Source organism: Macrococcus animalis, assembly GCF_047425875.1.
GTDB lineage: Bacteria > Bacillota > Bacilli > Staphylococcales > Staphylococcaceae > Macrococcoides > Macrococcoides animalis.
In genome coordinates, this window is the sequence record NZ_CP179727.1 from 1,164,045 (window position 1) to 1,181,770 (window position 17,726).

Here is a 17,726-nt window from a genome sequence, read left to right on the forward strand (position 1 = left end):
ATATGAAGCAATTACTTAATCTATATAATATTAATGAATAAAAGTGGTGTCTTATGGATTATTTAAGAATATTGATATACTATTAATACATTTAAAATTGTGTACAAAAAAAGGGAGAAAGTAATTATGAAACTCTATCTTGCTAGACATGGACAAGATACATTGGATAAACGCGGAGGTTGGTCAGAAGAACCTTTAATTGCTGAAGGTGTTGTGCAGATAATATCGTTATCCAAATCTCTAAAGCAAATTCATTTTGATGCAGTTATATCTAGTGATATTATGCGTACAAGACAAACAGCCGAGATTTTAAAGGATCGATTATCACTAAAAGAAATTATCTTCGATTCAGGATTGCGAGAAGTGAATAATGGCGTCCTAGCAGGCATGGATAATGACCAAGCATTAACACAATTCCCAGATTTGTTTTGGAATTCACTAGCTTGGGATGAGCCGTATCCTGGAGGAGAAAGCCCAAAAGCTTTCTTTGAAAGAATTAATCGTTGGTATAAAACTTTCATAGAAATCTATCATAGTACCGACACTGTTCTTGTTATTACCCACCAAGGTGTTATAGATGCACTCCTTTGCATTATTCACAACAAAACATTTACAAACAGATATGTACATTTCAAAATCCGTACAGGACAATTCATTGTTGTTGAAGTAGAATAAATATGCATCTCAAATGTATATACACAAAATATTCATATTTCTGACCAATTAATTTCACATTCTTGTGAGTATTTTCTTTTTTGCTTATGCTATCATTTGTTTTATCTTGTGAAATTATGGAGGAAAGTTTGTGAAAAAATATTTTAACAATGTGTTTTGGAGATGGCACTTTTATGCTGCAATATTCATTACACCATTACTCATTACTTTAAGTATTTCAGGTATCATGTATTTATTCTATCCAGAAGTTGAAAACAAAATGAACCACGATTTATTATTCGAACAAACGAATAAGCCAGAACAATCTTTAAATGATGGAATTGATGATATATTAAATAGTCATCCTGGTTTCCATGTCATGAAGATAAGTTTTTTGAAAGATGATTACAATACACGCGTATCAATTATGGGGCCAAATGATGCATCAAAGGTTGTATATTTAGATCATCATAACCAAGTCAAAGGTGAAATTGCTCCTTCAAAGTTATTCTCAAATTTCTCTCGTGAAATGCATTCTAACTTATTGACAGGTAATACATTTATTAATTACTTAGTTGAACTTGCGTCTTGTTGGGCAATATTCTTGATTATTACTGGATTATTTATGACGTTTTTCCGTAAATATATTACGAACAGCACTTCAAAGATTAAACGTAAGAATCAAGCAAAGTTTCATGCAATGCTTGGTACAGTCCTCAGCATTCCATTGTTATTAATCGTCTTAACAGGTCTGCCATGGTCAGGTTTCATGGGTGCTAAAATATATGACTTTGCAGTGAATAATTCACTTGTCGGTTATCCGGAATCAGTGAAGACACCGCCTGTTTCTAATAACGAGATTGCTTGGGCAACTCGAGGGGAACATACTGATTCAAAATCACACGAAGGGAATCAACTACCAATTTCACATATAAATGAAATTGCGAAAGAAGAAGGATTTAAGAAGCCTTTTAGCATAACAGTCCCGATGGATGATAAAGGGACATATGTATTATCTAAAGCAGCAGGTACTGGTGTGACTGGTCTTGATGCGAATCCCCTAGAAGAACGAACAATACACCTTGATCAATATTCAGGAATGAAACTTGCAATTTATAACTTTAATGATTATGGTCCTCTTGCGAAATTTATCGCAGTAGGAATACCATTACATGAAGGAAATCTATTTGGGTTAGTGAATAAAGTGGTTAATTTATTATTCCTTGCTGGATTATTAGTACTCACTTTCTTTGGTATTAAGATTTACTTTATGCGTAAACAGAAAGGTAAACTATCAACACCTAAAGCACAACCTTATATGAAGTACACGTGGTTCTTTGTGACATTATTAATCGCCATGGGTATATTAATGCCATTATTCGGTTTATCTTTAATTGCGATAGCAATAACAGAGCTTATATTATTACTAACTAAGAAGAAATATGCCATATAACACAGTTGAGATCTTCAACTGTGTTTTTCTTGAGTAAAGTTGTTTGAATATTTTGTAATCAATGCTGTAAGATTAGTAATTATATCTTCAAAGGGGTGGTTCTATGGAAAATCAAATACATACAAAGGCCATTAAAACTGCATTTCCTTCGACCATTCCGATCCTTACAGGCTTTATTTTCCTTGGCATCACATTTGGTATGTATATGACATCACTAGGACATCCAGCTTGGATGGCAGTGTTGATGAGTGCAGTCATATTTGCTGGCTCAGTAGAATTCGTTGCAGCGACCATGCTTGTCGGCACATTTAATCCATTGAGTGCATTCATACTAACGCTGATGATTAATGCACGTCATTTATTTTATGGTATTTCTATGTTAGATCACTTCCGAGGAATAGGTAAGAAAAAAGGATACTTAATATTTGGTATGTGTGACGAAACATTCGTAATTAATCAAACGATTAATGTCCCTCAAGGCGTAGATAAAGGGCTAGTAATGTTCTACGTTACACTCTTCAACCACATTTATTGGGTTATGGGGTCTTTTTTAGGTAGCATACTCGGTAGTTTAATTACATTTAATTTAGAAGGTTTAGAGTTTGTAATGGCCGCTCTTTTCTTAGTCATATTTCTAGAACAATGGTACAAAGGTGGTAAGCGCTTTGCGTCACTTGGTGTTCTGATATCAATCATCTGTTTTATTATATTTGGCGCATCATACTTTGTATTACCTACAATGATTGCATTACTCGTTGTATTTATATTATTTAAACGACCATTAACTGAAATAGGTGATAAAGCATGACATTAGGACAACAACTCATTATTATATTTTGCGTTGTACTTGCCACTATGATAACAAGATACTTACCCTTTATGATATTTAAAGATGATAAACCATTGCCAGAAATAATCGAATATATGGGTCGTGTATTACCTCCTGCAGTGTTCGCCTTACTCGTTGTATATGCTTTAAAAGATATTAAGTGGTTGATACCCTCAGCCAATATTCCAGCTGTATTAGCAATTACTTTAATTATTGTTTTACATGCTTGGAAACGCAATATGTTACTCTCTATTTCAATCGGTACAATTTATTATATGATTGTGTTGAGATTAATTTAAAAAAGCTACAGTTCTAATGAACTGTAGCTTAATAATTTTATGATTCTTGTTTAATAATTTTTTTAGTTTTCCCATCGATTTCAAACTCTTTTGATTTCCCATCTTTATCAAGTTCAATATCGTATTTTACAACACCATTATCTTCATCTAAACTCCACTCTTTAACATTGCCATCAAACTCTTTTTGAGCTACTTCAATGACATCTTCTACTGGCGTTACATCTTTATATTGAATAGGTGTAAATTTATCGTTCTCTTTCTCTGACTCCTTGTTAAGCACTTTATTAGTATCAGCATCAATTGTTATCTCATGAGATTCATTGCCACCTCTTAAATTAACGTCATATGCCCATTTTTTATCTTTGTCATCAAAGCCAAATGAAATGCTTTCTACTTCACCTTTAACTTCTTTTTGTGCAGTTTCAATTGCTTCATTTACATCTGTTTTTACCGCTTTATAATCTGTTGTTTTTTCTTCTTCATTTCCACAAGCACCTAATAATAGTGATGCACCTAATATAAGTGCTGATGATTTTTTAATATATTTGTTCATTTATGTTCAGCTCCTTTTGGGATTATAAAATTTTTATTCCCAAAAAATTATAAATTTAAACAAATATAATGATAATAGGTTAATTGAATTGATTCTATTATAAATTTTTAATTACTTTCATCAACACAAACTGTAATGGTAGTCTCCCATATAATGCTGATTTAGGTAGTTGTTTATCACCTAATGGCATTTCTTTTCTTGCCATATAAATATTTGCCGGGAAAACACCCAGTAAAAATGCATTGATTAAATTTTTAGCCATCTCATTTGGCTTTTTAAAGATTAAATAAATTCCCATCATAACTTCCATTACCCCGGAAATATAGACGATTTCCTTTTTAAATGGCAAATAGCTCGGAACAATTTTCGTAAAATTAGTTTCTCTTAGGAAATGGAGTATACCTGCTGTTGTGAAACCTAAACCTAGTATGATTCTAATCATCATTTTCAAATTTATCATCCCTTTCATTTCCTTTTCTCAAGGTATAACACTGTCTAATGTTTTAATATTATTATCTTAACTATTTATAAATGTTATTAAAATATATATTTACTACTCTTACGACAACACTATTACTAACTGGATGTGGCAAAGAAACAAATGACACAAAAGTAGGCACAAAAGTTGAATCAAAAACAGGAGGATTAGAACAAAATAGGTTCTAATCCTCTATTTATTAACAACCTTTTTATTTCTCCACACTCTCTAAAGCATACTTTTCAATCACGTCTTCTAATTGTGGGAAATCTTGCTTTAATTCAGCTTTCGTAAATAATTCAAATCCCTCAAATGTAAATCCAGGTGATACCATGCAACCAACGAAACTCCATGCATTATCATCTTCAACACTTGAGGCGAAGATTGTATTCTTTGGAACTAAGAATTGTGGCACTTCACCATTTGCAACATCTAATCCTAACTTCACCGCTTCATACTTACCATCATTATGGATCATATGTACTGTGAGTGAGTCGCCACCTTGATAGTACCATAACTCATCAGAATCAATCCGATGGAAATGCGAGATGTTCCCAGCTTCTAACAAGAAATAAATACTTGTATAAGCTGCCCTACCATCTTGAGACGCTTCGTTTGAACGATAAGACTCAAAATAGAACCCACCTTCAGGATGAGGCTCCATATTCAAATGTTTTATCAATTGTAATTTATTCATGCTTTACCTCTTTTACTATTTTTATTTTATATTTTTTGAATCTTCACTTTCTAATTAGCGTTACAATAAAAGCCAAGCCCATCATCACAAAACCACTAATTAATCCGAATATTAACCAATTATCTAAAATAGGAATACTTGTTTGTTGATTAATTTCTTCATTTTTAACATATTTTATTTTATGCGTATCTATATATTTTTTAGCGTTAGGCAAGTCCGCTTTTATTGAATTATACAAAGTAGTTAGACCTATATCATATTCTTCTTTATTAAATGCCTGATTCGTAGCCGATTCAATCATTTCTTTCAATTTCTTTTCCGTAAAGTACGCACCAATCTGCTTATCTGTTTTAACAACTACTTTTCCCTCTTGCTGATTAAACAATATAATCATCCCATTACGATATTCTTTATTTAATCCGTAACCTTCAAACATTCTATTTGCTCGAACTGAAATGGGTTCATTCATTTCTTTTTCAGTCACTAACATTATATCAATCGAAAATGGTATTTGTGATGCTTCTCTTGACAAAGATAGTAGTTCATCTTCAGAAAATACGCGTGCTAAATCAAGAAAATTCAAATGTTCTTCATTTAGTTTTGGTAAGCTCTCTAGGTCTCCAAATGCATATACGGGTCTAGATGTTAACGTGAACAACACTATAATTATCATTACTATTTTAATTCCTTTAGAAACCACGTCCTGCACCTCCTCCACCGCCTGAACCACCTCCAAAAGAACGTTTACTATCTGAAGTTTTTGAACGAGAAGTACTTGATCCTCGATTTTTACTACCCGAGCTATGCTTAACATTTCTTGTATGTGTTGACGTTATTCTACCTTGTACTGATGGATATTGACTATAATCAATATACTCACGCCTACTCTTTATGGCAGAATAAAGTGCAAAAGCACCAATGAGTGGCCATAATATACCAAATAAACCTATGCTCGCTACATAACCAAGAACTAAAGATAAAGTGATTTTTACCGGTATAGGTTCTCCAGCTTTTATATGCATTAAATCTTCAGATACTTCTTTTTTATCTATCTTTTTATTAGCGATAAAACTTTCGTCATACATTGTTGTATATAGGGTTTTTAAACCCGTTGCATATTGCTCTTTTTTTAATGCCTCTAATCCATTCTTATCAATGATTTCTCCAACTCTAGCATCATTGAAATACCCTTCTAGTCCGTAACCTATTTGAATTTCAACACCACGATCATAATGATTATTCTTTTTATCTAAATTTAAGAACATAACAATACCGTTGTTATACTCTTTCTTCCCAACGCCATGTTCACGGAGTAATCTAAGGGCATAATCTCTTCTTGGTTCCTCTACTTCATTCATTGTTACGAGTAACAATTCAATCCCAGTTTGTTTTTCTAAGTCTTCTCCTAAATCATTCAATCGCTTAATTTCGCTATCACCCAACAATTGTGCATAGTCTTGAATAAAGATATGCTCCTGATTAAGCTTAGGTAAAGGTTGATCTATCGCTAGCGCTTCTTGTGGCATAATCCAAAAACAAAATAAAACAAAAAGTATTATTTTTTTCATTGGCTGCTCCCTGTTATGTATTACTTTAAATATATAGTGCAAAATGCACTTAGTAAACTTCTATTTAATACCACATCTTGGTGCAATTTTATCCTGTTTCCACTTTTGATGTAATAAATTTCTATAAGCATCAAATACTTGATCGCCATATATTTTATCTGTCCCAAATACATAGTAAGGTGGCATTGTTTCATTGGAAAATAAATTGATATTATCATCAATAATGTCCTTTAACCGTTGTAAATATTGTTGGAATGTTTCAGAACGATTTCCACCACGCCTTCTATGTTCTTCATCCATTATTGTAAGCATCAAAAAGCAATCAATAATATAAGGGTGTCCATCATTATAGACATGCTTTACTATCGGATGATTTAAGTATCTTGTATTTCCCTCAATGATATTCAACGCTGCTAAGCATACTCGGATGATTTGATAGAGTTCAAGCACTTGTTTTGATAGTCTTCGATTATCCAAGTACATTGCAGATCTTCTATGATTACTACTAATTCGAAATATTTGCATGCCCAAAACTCCCTCGTTTTAACAATGTATGTACAATAACTAAATATATACAGTGCGTACCCATCCATATTACAAATGATAGAGCCGTTACTTGAAAATTGATGTAAACTGACAGATGATGCAATTGAAAGTACAATACAGCAAACATAAATATAGAGATCATGATGCCTAATTTATATAAACGCTTATTTATATAAATTCTTGAAAAAATCATATATAACACAACACTAACAAATAAATGAGGGATCAATTCTAGCATAAATACCGTATGCGGCTTACGTGTAACAAAATCAATATTTAAAAGCAAACGCTCCATGTTTGTACCGAACAACAAATCGCATAAAATAATCATTCCATATAGCACCATGCCTGAAAATATACCCCTAACTAAAATGATAACCCTCTCCTCATGAAAACTCTCAACTTCAAAATGATTAATTCTAATTCATTAACCATATACCTTTTATTCTATTCTACAACATACCTTGAATTATATCTAAAGTCTCCAATACCTTGTGTCATGTAAAATTATTTTATGTTTGCTACAATAAATATATCGATATGAAGCAATCTTAGGAGGAATATATATGAAAGTATTAGTCGCAGGTGAAATACCAGAAAAAGGACTTGCGTTCTTAAATCAAAATTTCGACATGGTAGATGTATTTGAAGGTGATACATTAATTTCAAAGGAAGAATTGATTACACGCATTGCTGACAAAGATGCATTGATTAGTTTACTTTCTACCAACGTTGATAAAGAAGTGATTGATGCCGCACCGAACTTAAAAATTATTGCAAACTATGGTGCTGGATTTAACAATATCGATGGTGAGTATGCGCGAGCAAAAGATATTGATGTAACGAATACTCCAAAAGCATCAACGAATGCGACAGCAGATCTTACATTTGCTATTTTACTTGCAGCAGCAAGACGCGTTGTTGAAGGTGATAAAGTATGCCGTACAACTGGATTTAATGGATGGGCACCTCTATACTTCCGTGGTCGTGAAGTTTCAGGGAAGACAATCGGTATTATCGGATTAGGTGAAATAGGACAAGCAGTCGCACGCCGAGCAAAAGGATTCGATATGGACATTCTATATACTGGACCAAATCGTCATGAGGATCGTGAAGCAGCAACTGGCGCGAAATATGTATCACTTGAAGAGTTACTTCAACAATCAGACTTCGTTACAATTAACTCAGCGTATAATCCTTCAATGAAACACATGATTGATAAAGCACAAATTGAAATGATGAAACCCACTGCATACTTAGTCAATGCATCTCGAGGACCTGTAGTACATGAAGCGGCACTTGCAGATGCCTTAGAAGCGAAAGTGATTGAAGGTGCAGCACTTGATGTATTTGAATTTGAACCTGAAATCAATGACAAACTTAAAAAATTAGACAATGTTGTCATCACGCCTCATATTGGTAACGCAACATTTGAAGCCCGTGATATGATGGCTGATATCGTTACACAAAATGTATATAAGAAATTGAATAATGAAACACCAGATTATATTGTGAATTAGTAATTCAAATTAAAGAAGAAACCAACAATTGTTGATTTCTTCTTTTTCTTTGTTATTTCAATTAAAATGTTGCTGACGTAGCTGCTGTCGTATTACCCGCTTGCATATCTGTATGAATCGCCATCACTACCGCAATAACATGTGCAACATTCGCACTTTCATCAATAATGTCGATACCAAACGTATCTCTCCATTGGAAGAACTGCTTACTAATTTCAGCTACTGTGCGACCTTGACCATCTTCAATCACATACTCATAGTTTAAGAAATTCCCGCGTACAATCCAATCTTCACCTTCAATTAAGAACGTTGGACGAAACGACATCATCTTTTTACGAATCGTCATTGTTTCATTCCCATTTATCATTACATCCATCGTAGTTGAAAATGCAGCAGCACGTTGTTTAATAAAAGCAAGTTCGTTACCAAATCTATCTAAGATTCTTAACTTTCTACGTCCTAATAAATCGTGCTGTCCTTTCGCTGTGTAGACCACTTCATCTAATTCATTCATAATCGTAAAGTCTTGTGTCCAAGATAATACCTTTTTCTTTGCATAAAGTCTCATTATTAAAAGCCTCCTATTCCAAAGTATTCAATTATAGTATAACGTATTCAAATTATTTATTGAAAAATTACACATTCATTCATCTTCTAATATCATGCTTTTCTTAATATCATGCTTACTTTCAAATACTTTCTCACCATAACATATTTGTTTCACGTGAAACTTATCATCCCAATGTTTCTCTAATAACACATGAACATAATCATATTGATAATATTTAACGTCATGTTCTTCAAATTTAAATCCAGGTTTCCCCCATATGTTTTTAAACATTTTCTTACTGATTTCTTGATGCTTACTATAATAATAATTAACCTCTGTTAATTGATAATCTAATTCTGACATGTCTTCTGAACCTTTAAAGACAGCTGCAAAAATCGTATTTTTATATCTACTGCGATAAAAGGATACTATAGATAATTCATTACGATTATTTTTATGAAGATCAGTCGGTTGTCCAAAAATATCTTCAAAAGCTTTTCTCGTTATCCCAAATTGAGCACCTTTGAAGCCATACGTCTTATTTTTCATTGCTTTCATCACTTTTTTATCCAGTATATCTGGCAGCTCAATCTCATGAACATTATCAGGTATTGGACACTTGTAATTCGGTTCGATTACTTTGATCTTATCTGCTACAAATCTAAAGCGAGCATTTGATATAACATCATAATCAGGATGTTCGGCATTACCGATATAACCTTTCATTGCGTCTACATCTTTAAAGTCTTTTAATTCTAATATTCTAAAACCATGATATGCAGCTAAATCAAATGAAGTTGGCAGCCAATTTAATGCATGTTCAAACACACTTTCAGCCATTCTATGTGAAATTACCGTATCGATATGCGTTGCAATAACAGAAACGAGATATGCAGAATCGATATCAGTCACCCCGTCTTCAAAGAAATAACCCATTACTTCATCTAAATCACATTTAATAACATGCTCTCTTAATACTTCTGGTAATTTATTGATTAACTGCGCTACAGTTTTCATAATTATCCCCTTTTAAAAAAGAATGTTTTTATACTCTATAATAACTTAATTATAACGAATTTTTCCTCATACTTATAACTTCGGATACAGGGTTGTATAATATTTTTTTAAAGATGTATATTAAATATATGTTTAAAATTTGTAATAAAGTTTTGACTATTTATTGAACAAATGGATTTTCTTGTAGATAAATTAAATTATGAGCGTAATATTTTATGTGCTTAACGCAAACTATATTTACAAGGAGTGGATATAATTTATGCATAAAAATCCTTACAAAAAACTTACCGTCCTTTTAGTAAGTATTTTACTTATTGTCTTCTCAATCCTCCTACTAGGTGGATTTCTCGTGTTCAAAAATGAAGCCCCGCGTCCGGCTAAAATAATAGACGAAAACGGAAAAACATTAGTATCTAAAGCTGAACTTGTAAGTGGTCAAGCTATATTCGAAAAATATGGTCTCACAGACTACGGTTCTTATTTAGGGAATGGATCTTATTTAGGTCCTGACTATACTGCTGAATCATTGCATCATTACCTTATAGGGATGCATAATTATTACAGTACAACACTTTATAACAAACCATTTAAGTCATTAACTGAGATACAGCAAGAAGGAATAAAAGGAAAAGTTAAGAACGAAGTACGTATTAATCGTTATGATAAAAATAAACAAACTTTAACTTTAACTAAAGCACAAGTTGCAGGATTAAAATATATACAAAAATATTATCAAAAAGCATTCATCAATAATCCTGATCAGGCTGGGTTACCTGAAAATGTGATTGCTCAATTTAAAACAGATGATTATATGGTTAAAGGAGATAAAATAAATCACTTAAGTAATTTCTTCTTTTGGGGTGCTTGGTTATCCTCAACAAATAGACCGGATAGAGACTTTTCATATACTAACAACTGGCCATTTGATCAAGATGCAGGTAATACAATGCCAAGCGAAGCTATTATTTGGTCGGCTTTATCAGTTGCTCTTCTCGTTGGAGGATTAGGTATTATTATTTATTTCCAAAGAAAGTACCAATTCGATATGGAACCTACTTATGCGCACGAAAAAGAAATGCCGATTATCGACCCTGACTTACCAATAACAATAAGTCAGCGTAAAACAGCTAAATATTTCGTTATCGTCATGTTACTCTTCCTCGTACAAATATTACTCGGCGAACTAATGGCACACTATTATGTAGAAAATGAATTCTTCGGTATTCCTCTACAAAAGATTTGGCCGTTTACGATTGCAAAAACATGGCATTTACAACTCGTTATCTTCTGGGTAGCAACGACTTGGCTTGCCGCTGGTATTTATATTGTTCCACGAGTATTAGGACGAGAACCTAAACACCAAGGTAAACTCGTAGATACTTTATTTATTGCGCTTGTATTAGTTGCTGTAGGAAGTATGCTTGGTGAATGGGCAAGTACGCTTGGTATATTAAATAAAAATTGGTGGTTGTTTGGACACTTCGGTTGGGAATATATAGAATTGGGTAAATTTTGGCAAATCTTATTCATCATTGGCATGTTACTTTGGGTATTTATACTTTGTCGTGGATTAATACCTGCAATCAAAAATAAACTTGAAACAAATATGGATAAAAAACATTTAATTGCTCTACTATTTATTGGCTCTATTGCAATACCTATATTCTACTTAGCTTCATTATTTATTATGCCAGATTCTCATGTTACTTTTGCAGACTACTGGAGATGGTGGATCGTTCATCTATGGGTAGAAGGAATCTTTGAATCATTTGCAGTCATATTAATTGGTTTCTTAATGGTAGATATGAAACTTACTACATCACAGTCAACAATACGTGCATTGTATTTTCAATTAATCTTATTATTAGGAACGGGTGTTGTAGGTATCGGACACCATTATTATTGGCAAGGTGACCATTCAATATGGTTAGCATTAGGCGCATGTTTTTCTGCATTGGAAGTTGTTCCTCTCTGCTTACTCGTATGGGAAGCATATTCTCATTATAGAATATATAAGCATAGTAATATCGATTTCCCTTATAAAGGTACATTTATTTTCTTAGCATCAACTGGACTTTGGAACGCAATCGGTGCGGGTGCTCTCGGATTCTTAATTAATGCTCCCGCAATCAATTATTTCGAGCACGGAACACAGTGGACTGCTGCTCATGCACATGGTTCAATGGCAGGTGTATATGGTATGTTCTCAATCGCTATATTATTATATGTGATGCGTAACATTACAAATAAATCCTTTTGGACTGAACGTGTAGAAAAATGGATTAAAATTTCAAGTTGGTGTTTAAATATTGGTCTTGCTGGTATGGTATTTGCGACTTTACTACCCGTTGGATACCTTCAGTTACAAGATGCTTTGAAAAATGGTTACTGGCATTCAAGATTAATTGAATTCTATCACCAACCTATCGTTTCACTTATTATGTGGGGACGAATGCCTTGGGATATTATTTTCACAGTAGGTGTAGTCATCTTACTTGTGATTGTCCTAGGGGCATTTAGAAACCTTAAAAAAGCTGAATAATGAATAAGTCAATAACCACAAAAAATCAGTTCGCTACATAGCGAACTGATTTTTTGTGGTTATAATACTGCTTTTAATTGATCTAATTCCTTTTGTGTAATTTCATGTCCACCATCAAATAGCATAAAGTCTACATCATCGAATCCTGATTTAAATTGTAATTCTAAAGCTTTTGCTTGTCCTGGTGGTACAATCATGTCATTTGCGCCTGCAGTAATGATTACTTTCGTATCACGTTTGGCATTCGTCACGTCATATTTCAAATCTGACGGATGCATTAGTACCGCTACATCCATTTCAAATCCATTCTCTAAGAAGCCCACAATAAAGTTAGCTCCATTTGAGTAACCTAAGAATGTTACTTTATCGTAATTCATATCTAGTCCATTCATCACTTCTGTCACTCTTCTAACTGCATCATTATATGCATTACGATCCATCTCACCATTGATTAATGGTGGAAAGAAACGTCTACTCATTGCACCACCACTGTCCCCTTCAAAGCTTAATACATCTTTCCCAGGAAATAACTCGTTAGCTAAACCGAGTAATTGATATTCGTTTCCACCAGTGCCATGGAATAGTACAACTAATTCATTTGAATCGTTCTTTTGATAAAAGTAGTTCATGATATTCCTCCTTATTTACTTCTAACAGTATCAATATGTCTTACTTGTGATTCAATTTGTTCTCGTTGACCTTCTAAAAATGGAGGTAATGATAATTTCTCACCCAACGATTCATAAGGCTCATCACCCATAAATCCTGGACCATCTGTTGCGATTTCAAATAGAATCGGCATTGCCAGTCTTGCATATAATGATTTAAAGAAGAAACGATCTACAAACCCTGAGTTTGGCAAGTTATATGATTCTAAACGTTCAATCCAAGCTCTAAGTTCTGTTTCATCTGGTACACGGAAAGCGACGTGGTGAATCGTACCGAACCCTTGGTATGCTGTTCTACTTGTAGTATCATCAACAATAATCACTGATGCCCCGTTACCACCTTCACCTGTTTCAAATAAATGATAATTTCCTTCTGACGCAGTTTCTTTAAATAAATAGACCGCTTCAAATGCTGATTTGAATGCTGTAAATTGGTTTACCGTAATAAATACTGGCCCTAATCCGTAAATACCGAATTCCTCTGGTACTGGACTATTCTTCCATGCAACACCAGCTGCTACACCGTTATCATTTTCATCAGAGATAAGTTGATATAATTGTCCGTCAAAATCTTCAAATGGCAATATTTTTTTACCGAACATCTCTTGAATACCATCGTGCTTCACATTAAATGTTTCAAATCTATCTAAGAAATATTCAACTGCAGCATCATTTGGTACTCTAAAAGACGTTCTTGCAATTTCATTTGTGCCATGTTGTCCTTTAGTAATCCCTTTGAAATCAAAGAAAGTCATGTCTGTACCTGCATTACCTTCGTCATCTGCAAAGAATAAGTGATACGTATTGATATCATCTTGATTAACTGTTTTCTTAACGAGTCTCATACCTAAAACTTCGTTGAAAAAGTCATATATTTTTTCGGCACTACTTGTAATAGCAGTTACATGGTGAATCCCTGTTAATTGTTTTATTTTGTTCATGGTATTTCACTCCTCTTCTTTAATAATTTATCAAACTGATTTATTGATATAATAATTATACTTCATATACTTAATATATCATTAAGTTTGTGGTACTGCAACCTATAAATTCCTCCATAATAAAAATCGAGGCAGTGCCTCGATTTAATCTAATTCTTAATTTTTACTCTATGTCATTAGTAATAAAATTCAATCGCTTTTTCTTTTTGTCATTATTGTTGTTCTAAATCATCAATTCGATGCAATAGTTTCGATAATTCATTAGTATCAACGCTTTTTTCAATCATCACTTTTGAATCTAACAATGTTTTATCTGTTAAAGTAAGCGTACGCGTCTTAATCATCTCACTAAAATATTCATCGTGACTGACAAATAGTACCGTTCCTTTATATTGTTTAAGTAAATTACCAATGATATCTTGCATTTCAATATCGAAATAATTCGTTGGTTCATCGAGTACAAGTAGATGTGCTTTGGAGAAATAGAGTTTCACAAAAGACAGTCTACACTTTTCACCCATTGATAAGTTTTGAACAAGATCATCCATACGTGATGCATCAAATCTAAAAGCAGCAAGTATCGTTCGTGCTTCAGTTTCACTAATATCAAGTGAAGTAATTTCTTCTAATACCGTATGATTCGGATTTAAATTCTCAAGTTTCTGCGAGAAGTACCCAATTTCAAGTGTTGGGGGCATGCTTATTTCACCCTGTTGCAGTGGTAATTCACCAATAATTAATTTGAGAAGCGTTGACTTACCTGATCCATTTTTTCCATCAATTTGCACGACTTCCCCTTGCTCTAATGAAAATCTAACGCGTTCAAACAAAGTATTTTGAAACGTATGACTTACATCCATGCATTGCAGTATATATTTATGATTTATTTCACTCGTTTCAATGTCATATTCAGTTCGCACAGCCTTCTCGATTTTTCCTTCAAAATTAGCCATCTCATGATTTAATCTTGATTCGCGTGCTTTCATTCGTTTAGCCATCTTGGCTAACTTCTTTTGTTCACTAAAGTCACGTACACTCGCTTTATGATTCATTTCATGGTGCCATTCACGCATCTCTTGAATCATCTGCTTCATGCGTTTCTTTTCCTTACGCTCTTTTTCTACAAGTGCTTGATTCGTTTTTATTTCTAAGTCAATTTGTGTTTTATATTGATCATATTTCATGTGAAACTTTCTTAACCCTTCACGTGTCAGTTCAAGTATATAATGTGCTGTTTGGTTAATAAACGTACGATCATGACTTGCATAAAGTATCGTATAATCATTTGATGCCATCCAGTTCACTAGCCACTGTTTCGTTTCAGCATCAATGTGGTTTGTCGGCTCATCAAAGATAAATTTTGTTTTACCTGAAAGTATCAGACGGATTAAAGAAACCTTCGTTTGTTCTCCACCTGACAGTGATTGTACGTCTCGTTCTGCATCACTTTCAGATAGATTAAACTTATGCATCATCGTAATAATCTCAGACTCAAAAGTATAACCATCTTGGTCTAAATAGCTATTCATCGCATTCATATCATCATTCAACTTCATCTTTAATTGATATAATCCCGGCTTACCTTGCATAATATAATCTAAAACGGTGATATTTTTAGCTGTGATTTGCTGTTCTAGCACACCGATTTCATCATCTTGTTGCACCAATATACTCAGCACTGTTGTCTTACCTATCCCATTATTTCCAAGCAATGCAACGTGTTCTCCTGCTTCTATTTCAAAATGTAAATCTTTAAACAATCTTTTTTCTCCTGCATAAATATCTGTTTTATTTAACCTCATAAACTCACCCCATAAAAAAAGTATCCCGCGCAACGTTTGGGATACACAAAATAAGCCTATGATAAACGATAGACATACAATAAATAGACAGACTTATCCCGATAATTCAAACGTTGTGCAATTCAATTTGCTCAGTTTTCATTATCGAATGATCATCTCTAAATATTGATGCCTCCTTTAGTATTTGTTTATAGTTTAACAGGTTTACGCATCTTATACAAAATAAACCCTATGATAAATCCAATCACTGCTGGTAATACCCAACCCATACCAATAGCTGAAAATGGCAAGTAGCGTTCACCAAATGTCGTAATACTTTCACCAAATCCTGATTTTGATAGAAATGCCGGACTCGCTTTAATACCATCGATTAATGCAGCAAACATTGTCACAAACGTTGTCCACTGGTAGACAATCTTCGAATCATTGAATAAACTACTAATCAACGTTAATAAGATTAACGTAATCGCAAGTGGATATAAGAACATCAGGACAGGAATTGAATATTCAATAATTTTTGTTAGGCCAACATTTGCGAGTATAAATGACACGATACTGACAACACTCGCAAACATAATATAATTGCGACTTGGGAATAATTCAGTAAATGTTTCTGAGAATGCTGTGATTAAACCAATTGCCGTTTTCAAACAAGCCACAATAATAATTAATGATAATAGAATAATGCCGTAATTTCCTAGGTAATATTGTGCAATCTGTGCTAAAGCAACACCACCATTCTCACTCACTTTAAACTGGCCTAAACTCATCGTTCCCATCAGTGCAAGTAGTGTATAAATTATACCCATTAAAATAATACTGATAGCACCTGACTTTACAGTTTCTTTTGCAATATCCGTTGGGTTGGTTACGCCGAGTTTTTTAATCGTTGTGACGATAATAATACCAAAAGCAAGAGAAGCAAGTGCATCTAAAGTATTGTAACCATCAACAAAACCTTTAAGTAAAGCTCCTTCTTTGTAATCTGGTTGAATCGGTGCATTTAAACTTCCCATTGGATTGATAAACGCGAGTAAGAATAATCCACCTAATAGTATTAAAAATAATGGATTTAAAAACTTCCCAATATAATCTAAAATCTTTGACGGTTTTCTTGCAAAGAACCATGCAACTATGAAGAATAATAAACTAAAAATGAATAAATAAAGACGTACATCTTCTTTTTCAATAAACGGAGTAAATGCAATCTCAAATGAAACTGTTGCAAGACGTGGTAAAGCAAAGAGCGGTCCAATGACTAAATATAATGCAATCGTAAACAGATATGCATACGTCTTATTCACACGTGATGCCACATCGAATAAACCATTTGTTTTAGAAATACCTATCGCAATAATCCCTAAGAACGGTAATCCAATAGCTGTGATCAAGAACCCTAAATTCGTCACCCATACATTCGCACCACTCGTTTGTCCAAAGTGAATTGGGAAGATTAAGTTACCTGCACCAAAGAAAAGGCCAAATAACATTGATCCAATAAATATGTTTTCTTTTAGTGATAGTTTTGATTTTGTGTTGATATAAATCCCTCCAAAGCTTTTAAATGTTACTTTAAAATATATAATTTTTAAATTATAGCATTTATTCA

General features: G+C 33.3%; 18 protein-coding genes. 6 read left to right on the plus strand and 12 right to left on the minus strand.

What is annotated here, in order from left to right; all coding sequences use genetic code 11:
• Positions 1-126 precede the first annotated feature (126 nt).
• The 4 genes from ACMGE9_RS06105 to ACMGE9_RS06120 all read left to right on the plus strand — a co-directional run bounded on the left by ACMGE9_RS06105 (position 127) and on the right by ACMGE9_RS06120 (position 3,235).
• Positions 127-675, plus strand: coding sequence for a histidine phosphatase family protein (locus tag ACMGE9_RS06105; RefSeq protein ID WP_414044351.1), 549 nt, complete (start codon positions 127-129; stop codon positions 673-675).
• Between the two features lie 130 nt (positions 676-805).
• On the plus strand, positions 806-2,107 hold the full coding sequence (locus ACMGE9_RS06110) for a PepSY-associated TM helix domain-containing protein (protein ID WP_414044352.1): 1,302 nt from the start codon (positions 806-808) through the stop codon (positions 2,105-2,107).
• Between the two features lie 103 nt (positions 2,108-2,210).
• A complete protein-coding gene (locus ACMGE9_RS06115; RefSeq protein ID WP_414044353.1) occupies positions 2,211-2,915 on the plus strand; it encodes an AzlC family ABC transporter permease in 705 nt (234 codons plus the stop codon).
• Positions 2,912-3,235: a branched-chain amino acid transporter permease gene (locus ACMGE9_RS06120; RefSeq protein ID WP_414044354.1), complete on the plus strand. Its 324-nt coding sequence runs from the start codon at positions 2,912-2,914 to the stop codon at positions 3,233-3,235. Before ACMGE9_RS06115 ends, ACMGE9_RS06120 begins: the two co-directional genes overlap by 4 nt.
• A 37-nt stretch (positions 3,236-3,272) precedes the next feature.
• Here the strand turns inward: ACMGE9_RS06120 and ACMGE9_RS06125 are convergent, their stop codons facing one another.
• The 6 genes from ACMGE9_RS06125 to ACMGE9_RS06150 all read right to left on the minus strand — a co-directional run bounded on the left by ACMGE9_RS06125 (position 3,273) and on the right by ACMGE9_RS06150 (position 7,056).
• Positions 3,273-3,788, minus strand: coding sequence for a PepSY domain-containing protein (locus ACMGE9_RS06125; RefSeq protein WP_414044355.1), 516 nt, complete (start codon positions 3,786-3,788; stop codon positions 3,273-3,275).
• Between the two features lie 97 nt (positions 3,789-3,885).
• Entirely contained in the window at positions 3,886-4,233 is a 348-nt protein-coding gene (locus ACMGE9_RS06130) for a hypothetical protein (protein ID WP_414044453.1), read from the minus strand.
• A 244-nt stretch (positions 4,234-4,477) separates the two neighbouring features.
• Positions 4,478-4,963, minus strand: coding sequence for a cupin domain-containing protein (locus ACMGE9_RS06135; protein ID WP_414044356.1), 486 nt, complete (start codon positions 4,961-4,963; stop codon positions 4,478-4,480).
• 43 nt (positions 4,964-5,006) lie between these two features.
• Positions 5,007-5,663 carry a TPM domain-containing protein gene (locus ACMGE9_RS06140; protein WP_414044357.1) on the minus strand — a complete coding sequence of 219 codons (657 nt, stop codon included), beginning with the start codon at positions 5,661-5,663 and terminating at the stop codon, positions 5,007-5,009.
• Complete coding sequence (locus ACMGE9_RS06145; RefSeq protein WP_414044358.1) at positions 5,653-6,531, minus strand: TPM domain-containing protein; 879 nt, start codon at positions 6,529-6,531, stop codon at positions 5,653-5,655. The genes ACMGE9_RS06140 and ACMGE9_RS06145 overlap by 11 nt, the downstream gene beginning before the upstream one ends.
• Positions 6,532-6,591: 60 nt before the next feature.
• The gene (locus ACMGE9_RS06150) at positions 6,592-7,056 is read right to left on the minus strand and encodes a pyrimidine dimer DNA glycosylase/endonuclease V (protein WP_414044359.1); all 465 of its coding nucleotides are present in this window, start codon (positions 7,054-7,056) and stop codon (positions 6,592-6,594) included.
• A gap of 587 nt (positions 7,057-7,643) precedes the next feature.
• Between ACMGE9_RS06150 and ACMGE9_RS06155 the strand changes: the two genes are divergently transcribed.
• Positions 7,644-8,597 carry an NAD(P)-dependent oxidoreductase gene (locus tag ACMGE9_RS06155; protein ID WP_414044360.1) on the plus strand — a complete coding sequence of 318 codons (954 nt, stop codon included), beginning with the start codon at positions 7,644-7,646 and terminating at the stop codon, positions 8,595-8,597.
• Positions 8,598-8,658: 61 nt separating this feature from the next.
• On the opposite strand, the gene ACMGE9_RS06160 is transcribed toward ACMGE9_RS06155, so the two are convergent.
• Both ACMGE9_RS06160 and ACMGE9_RS06165 read right to left on the minus strand, forming a co-directional pair.
• Complete coding sequence (locus ACMGE9_RS06160) at positions 8,659-9,165, minus strand: LURP-one-related/scramblase family protein (RefSeq protein WP_414044361.1); 507 nt, start codon at positions 9,163-9,165, stop codon at positions 8,659-8,661.
• Between the two features lie 75 nt (positions 9,166-9,240).
• Positions 9,241-10,164, minus strand: a complete 924-nt coding sequence (locus ACMGE9_RS06165) for a hypothetical protein (protein WP_414044362.1) — start codon at positions 10,162-10,164, stop codon at positions 9,241-9,243.
• 259 nt (positions 10,165-10,423) lie between these two features.
• Here ACMGE9_RS06165 and ACMGE9_RS06170 point away from each other — a divergent pair, with 259 nt between their 5' ends.
• Entirely contained in the window at positions 10,424-12,706 is a 2,283-nt protein-coding gene (locus ACMGE9_RS06170) for a nitric-oxide reductase large subunit (protein ID WP_414044363.1), read from the plus strand.
• A 59-nt stretch (positions 12,707-12,765) separates the two neighbouring features.
• Here the strand turns inward: ACMGE9_RS06170 and ACMGE9_RS06175 are convergent, their stop codons facing one another.
• The 4 genes from ACMGE9_RS06175 to brnQ form a co-directional block, all read right to left on the minus strand.
• Positions 12,766-13,335 carry an alpha/beta hydrolase gene (locus ACMGE9_RS06175; RefSeq protein WP_414044364.1) on the minus strand — a complete coding sequence of 190 codons (570 nt, stop codon included), beginning with the start codon at positions 13,333-13,335 and terminating at the stop codon, positions 12,766-12,768.
• 11 nt (positions 13,336-13,346) lie between these two features.
• Positions 13,347-14,306 carry a ring-cleaving dioxygenase gene (locus tag ACMGE9_RS06180; RefSeq protein ID WP_414044454.1) on the minus strand — a complete coding sequence of 320 codons (960 nt, stop codon included), beginning with the start codon at positions 14,304-14,306 and terminating at the stop codon, positions 13,347-13,349.
• Positions 14,307-14,527: 221 nt separating this feature from the next.
• Entirely contained in the window at positions 14,528-16,117 is a 1,590-nt protein-coding gene (gene abc-f / locus ACMGE9_RS06185) for a ribosomal protection-like ABC-F family protein (protein WP_414044365.1), read from the minus strand.
• Between the two features lie 188 nt (positions 16,118-16,305).
• The gene (gene brnQ / locus ACMGE9_RS06190) at positions 16,306-17,607 is read right to left on the minus strand and encodes a branched-chain amino acid transport system II carrier protein (protein ID WP_414044366.1); all 1,302 of its coding nucleotides are present in this window, start codon (positions 17,605-17,607) and stop codon (positions 16,306-16,308) included.
• Positions 17,608-17,726 lie beyond the last annotated feature (119 nt).